At 46.3% G+C, this 4310-nt stretch carries 5 protein-coding genes and 1 pseudogene; 4 read left to right on the top strand and 2 right to left on the bottom strand.

Annotated elements, in window-relative coordinates:
- The 3 genes and pseudogenes from AC1DSE_RS31125 to AC1DSE_RS31115 form a co-directional block, all read left to right on the top strand.
- Positions 1 to 259 (top strand): annotated as a pseudogene (locus AC1DSE_RS31125) (ATP-dependent helicase); the annotation flags it as partial.
- Positions 256 to 1215 carry a YqhG family protein gene (locus tag AC1DSE_RS31120; protein ID WP_477528759.1) on the top strand — a complete coding sequence of 320 codons (960 nt, stop codon included), beginning with the start codon at positions 256 to 258 and terminating at the stop codon, positions 1213 to 1215. The pseudogene AC1DSE_RS31125 and the gene AC1DSE_RS31120, both read left to right, overlap by 4 nt.
- Positions 1216 to 1339: 124 nt before the next feature.
- Entirely contained in the window at positions 1340 to 2233 is an 894-nt protein-coding gene (locus AC1DSE_RS31115) for a hypothetical protein (RefSeq protein ID WP_477512171.1), read from the top strand.
- On the opposite strand, the gene AC1DSE_RS31110 is transcribed toward AC1DSE_RS31115, so the two are convergent.
- A complete protein-coding gene (locus tag AC1DSE_RS31110; protein WP_339208618.1) occupies positions 2224 to 2418 on the bottom strand; it encodes a YqzE family protein in 195 nt (64 codons plus the stop codon). The genes AC1DSE_RS31115 and AC1DSE_RS31110 overlap by 10 nt on opposite strands.
- A gap of 136 nt (positions 2419 to 2554) precedes the next feature.
- On the opposite strand from AC1DSE_RS31110, the gene AC1DSE_RS31105 reads away from it, so the two are divergent.
- Entirely contained in the window at positions 2555 to 3256 is a 702-nt protein-coding gene (locus AC1DSE_RS31105) for an N-acetylmuramoyl-L-alanine amidase family protein (RefSeq protein ID WP_441882839.1), read from the top strand.
- On the opposite strand, the gene AC1DSE_RS31100 is transcribed toward AC1DSE_RS31105, so the two are convergent.
- Positions 3221 to 4126: a divergent polysaccharide deacetylase family protein gene (locus AC1DSE_RS31100; protein WP_441882837.1), complete on the bottom strand. Its 906-nt coding sequence runs from the start codon at positions 4124 to 4126 to the stop codon at positions 3221 to 3223. The two genes, AC1DSE_RS31105 and AC1DSE_RS31100, sit on opposite strands and share 36 nt — an antisense overlap.
- Positions 4127 to 4310: the final 184 nt, after the last annotated feature.

Here is a 4310-nt window from a genome sequence, read left to right as displayed (position 1 = left end):
GTTCGAGCTTGTTATTGGCGAGCTTGATCATATTTTGGAGCGCTTTGAAAAAGGGGATGGCTCGCTGGAGCAGCGACTTGCTCGAATGCTGCTAGAATCGGGCAACGATACGGATTTAAAACAAAAAATTAATCATTTGGGCTCCTCCCTCAGCCGCATTCGTGAAGAGGTGCTGACAGGCGAAAACCCGCTGCCGACAAGTCCCGACCTGCTAGTGAATTTGGATACGCTTGGACAAACCGTGGAGGTGCAGCCTTGAACGAAAAACAGGTGCACAAATTTGTAAACCGCTATTTAGAAGCTACCGAATGCTCAATTTTAGAAAAGTCACCAAGCCATTTCACCGTGAAGCTCTCTCCTCACGYCGACCGTGAACTTACGAATCGTCCCTACTACTGGAGCTTCGTCGATCGTGTCGACGCAGAACCAGAGACGATGACATTCTTGTTTGTAACGGACAAGAATAAATATGACGCTGCCGAGGAGCTCAAAAAAATTGAAGTCGTGAATACCGAACAGGATGCTGCGCTGAACGCGCAAGATACAGCAGCGAATGCCGCTCTTGGGCGTTCGCTAGGCTTCATTCACGGCAGCTTAGCGGCACCCGTTCGCATTCCGCGTGAAGACTTGTTTTTTGGCGCACGCAAGCTCGAGCAAATATTTGATGCTGCAAAAGCTAAGGGCAGCTTCGTCCATTTGTTTCAGGAGCCAGACAAACGCTCGAACAATCCCTTTACCTCGACCCCTTACACCGCATGGCTGTCTGTCAATATGCGGGTAGAGTTCGCTTGTGATCGCAAGCGCGAAGAAATTCATAGCTACGGTGTCTCGCTCGCGACTGGCCAATGTGTGGAGCATTTCTACGATCGCTTGCTTACGCACAAGCTTACGCCTCGCCTGCCTGCAAATATTCACATCACCAAAAATGGCCTCTCCTTCAATAAAGCGCTTAGCATCATAGAGCAAACGCTGGAGCGCAAGCTTCGCAGCTATGATTACAGCTGGGCTGAGAGTGCATCAGCAAGGTTGAAGGAAGAGCTTGATCGAATTAACGGATACTACGAGCCGCTTGTTAATAATGCAATCGAAGAAAACAAACCAGCGATTGAGGAGCAATTCGCTCAGCGTCAATCCGAAATCAGATGGCAATATGAGCCTAGAGTGACTGCGTCCGCCATTAACTGCGGCATCTTTCATCTCGAGGGTATCGATTGACATAGATCTGACGTTATCCGCAGCAATACGTCAAAAAAAGGCGGTCACAAGGCCGCCCTTACGCGACAGGTTGCAACAGCCTTCTTAAAGCTTGTCCTATACAATGATATGGAGGTGATTAATTATGCCAAAAAAATTCATCAAGCTTACAGCGGCATGTGTTTTGACCGCTATTGTATTGTATGCAGGCGGATTGCAGCCACAAGCAGCTGCGGCCGTTTCTAATCCTACAACCGTTTATGAGCCTGTTCAGCAGCAAGCGCAGCGCTGGGTTGAAGAACTGGCTGTACAGCCTTCTTTTGCCTCATGGAAGAAGTCGACACTTATTGTTTCTCCTATTGGCCCTGGAACGCATAGCTGGCTTGTGCTTGTCATGCAAAATAAAAATACTGTCGGTTATCTTGTCATTAATGCGGTGGAGTCAGGTGGATATCAACTAGGCGAATACGGAACAAACAGTCATCCATTATTCGATGAAAGCACACTTACACGAGCGATTAAGCAGCTCGAGCTTCTAAAGCCTGCAACCCAAATTGATCGAATATATGTTCATCCTCTCCTTGCCGCATGGAAAATAACGACAGAGAAAGAAACGTATTATGCAGATGCTGTCAGCGGTGAATCGCTCCCTGCCAAGAAGGAAGATTGGACAAATGCTGCCGCAACTAAGCTTGATAAAGCGGCTCCATTACTTAACACTCAGAAAGCAGTCCTTATTAAACAAGTCTCACTGCCGTCATTTAATCCATTCGATAAGCTTCCCTGGCTAACGAATAAACCCATCACATTGAGCTCCAATTCCTACACACCTCTCTTTGCCAAAATAAACAACAAAGAACAGCTCCGCTTTACCGCTGAGCTGTTTGATGGCCAGATGTTATATGTCTGGTCTGTCGTCGGATATAACAAATGGGATAACGGTCAAATCTATGTCGCGCTTGAAGCAAGCGAGGATGGTTCTGATCGCCGCTATATTCCCCTTCAGCTTTTAATCGAGCTTGGTCACTTTTACCGATGACGCTCAGCGCGTCCGCGCCACCATAACATTACACTCACTGGTCCCCATCCGAACCAACGCGTCAGCCAAGGCTCTCTCCGAGATTTGGCTAATACGTTGGTTTGTTTCCGTTCTTCTCTTGGTGTCTCCATATAATTTATAAATTTTTCGGTCATAAATTTTACGTATTCATCGCCTTTTGCCATGCTAATCAGTCCTTTCAATACCGTATGAATTAATAATTTAAGTTTGCCCCTTAACCATCCAATCTAAACATGCATGAGTTTCCCTCCAAACAGCCACGCTAACCGTATGTCAAAGAAATCTGGAGGAACAATCAGCATGTTTCGTAAAATGGCACTAACCTTTGTTGTAGTATGGCTGGCTGCTTCCAGCAGCTCATCCAGCGCTTTTGCATGGCCTCTTTTGCCGGTAGGCTACAATCAGGACTGGGCGCTTCCGTCAACTGTCGTCATCATCGATGCTGGACATGGCGGAATTGACGGGGGAGCCTCATCAGCTGATATTTTAGAAAAGGACATTAATTTAGCTGTTGCGCGTAAGCTGTATTTTATTTTGCGAAGCCAAAACATACCGGCTATACTCAATCGAACCGGCGACTATGCACTCAGTGACGATAATCGTTGGCATAATACACGTTCGAGACATCGTAAAGATTTATCGCAGCGCCGGCAATTAACCGATGAAATTGAAAGTGAACTGCTCATTAGTTTGCATGTCAATTGGTCTAAGAAAAGTATGCAGAAAGGCCCTCTAGTGCTGCATCAGAGCAGCGGTGAAAGCTCGTTGCTTGCATTTTGCATACAAGATGCGCTTAATCGACAACAAAATACGGCTTTCCTCCCAAGGGAAGGAAAACCGTTTTATTTACTTAGAAGGGTGCAGGACCCTGCTGTTATCGTAGAAATGGGCTTTATTAGCAGCGAGCATGATCGTACGATGCTGACAGATCCGCAGCGTCAGCAAGAAGTTGCTGAAGCGATTGCTTCAGGGATTAGGCAATACAAGTGGATCGTTCATTGATTCTCCGCCAATAAGCGCAGTCAGCTTCACGAATCTCACGGTAGGCTGCATCGCAGGTATGGACTGATGGAGAACCGAGGATGTATATTTCCCAGGTGCTCCAACATGTCCGATCGTGATGCAGCTGTCATGTGACTCCAAATGCTTGCGAAGCACGCCGATTTGTTTGGATATATGCTGAACGGTATAAACGTCATCAAGAAAAACATCATTGGAGACAGTCGGCACGCCCAGCTCTTTGGCTAATTTGGGAACAACCGTTTTGAAGGTGGTCCGGCTATCTAGAAAAAAGAGCCCCCGCTCCTTGCACACGCTTAGCACAATTCGCATCATTCGCTCATCTGCTGTCACCTTTGAGCCCATATGATTATTCATCCCAATGGCATGAGGCACATCGTCAATGGCATCCTCTACCCGTTTACGCACCTCTGCATCGCTTAAATCAGTTGTGAGCGCTCCAGGGCCTAACCAGCTTTTTAGCCCTTTGTTCGGTTCCATCGGCATATGAACAATGACATCATGGCCAAGCCTATACGCTTCCTCTGCATCCTTCTTAGTCGTTGGCATAAAAGGCATAATCGCCGCTGTAATTTTGACTGGAAGCTTCATCATTTCCTCAGTTCCGCTCATGTTATTGCCAAAATCGTCAATTACGATTGCCACTGGCTTCCGTTCATCCACCTGCGCAGCCGCACTTATCCCTTTAGCTGAACTTTGAGCAGAAACATGATTATAGCTGAGCGGACTCATAGCAGCTGAAAGTGCACTCAGCAGCATGACTGCCGCAGCTGCCTTAGCAACCGATGACCATCTCAATTTACGAAATTTCTGTATTTCTCTTTCCTCAATTAATTTATGCTGTCTGCTCATTGCTGCACGCACCTTTCACCGTTTGCTGTTATTGTTTGTGAAAATGCTGGAAAATATGCGAATGCAGCATAATATCAGAAGCATAAACCTAACTTATAAATATAAAAAAAGAGACCTGATTTAGGCCTCTCTTGTCATTGATTCCTATTTATAATTTATTCGAACTTAAATTTCTGTGAACAAT

The organism is Paenibacillus sp. 01L418 (genome assembly GCF_056400045.1).
Note: the sequence above shows the minus strand (reverse complement) of the source record. Positions and strands in the feature narration are given on the sequence as shown.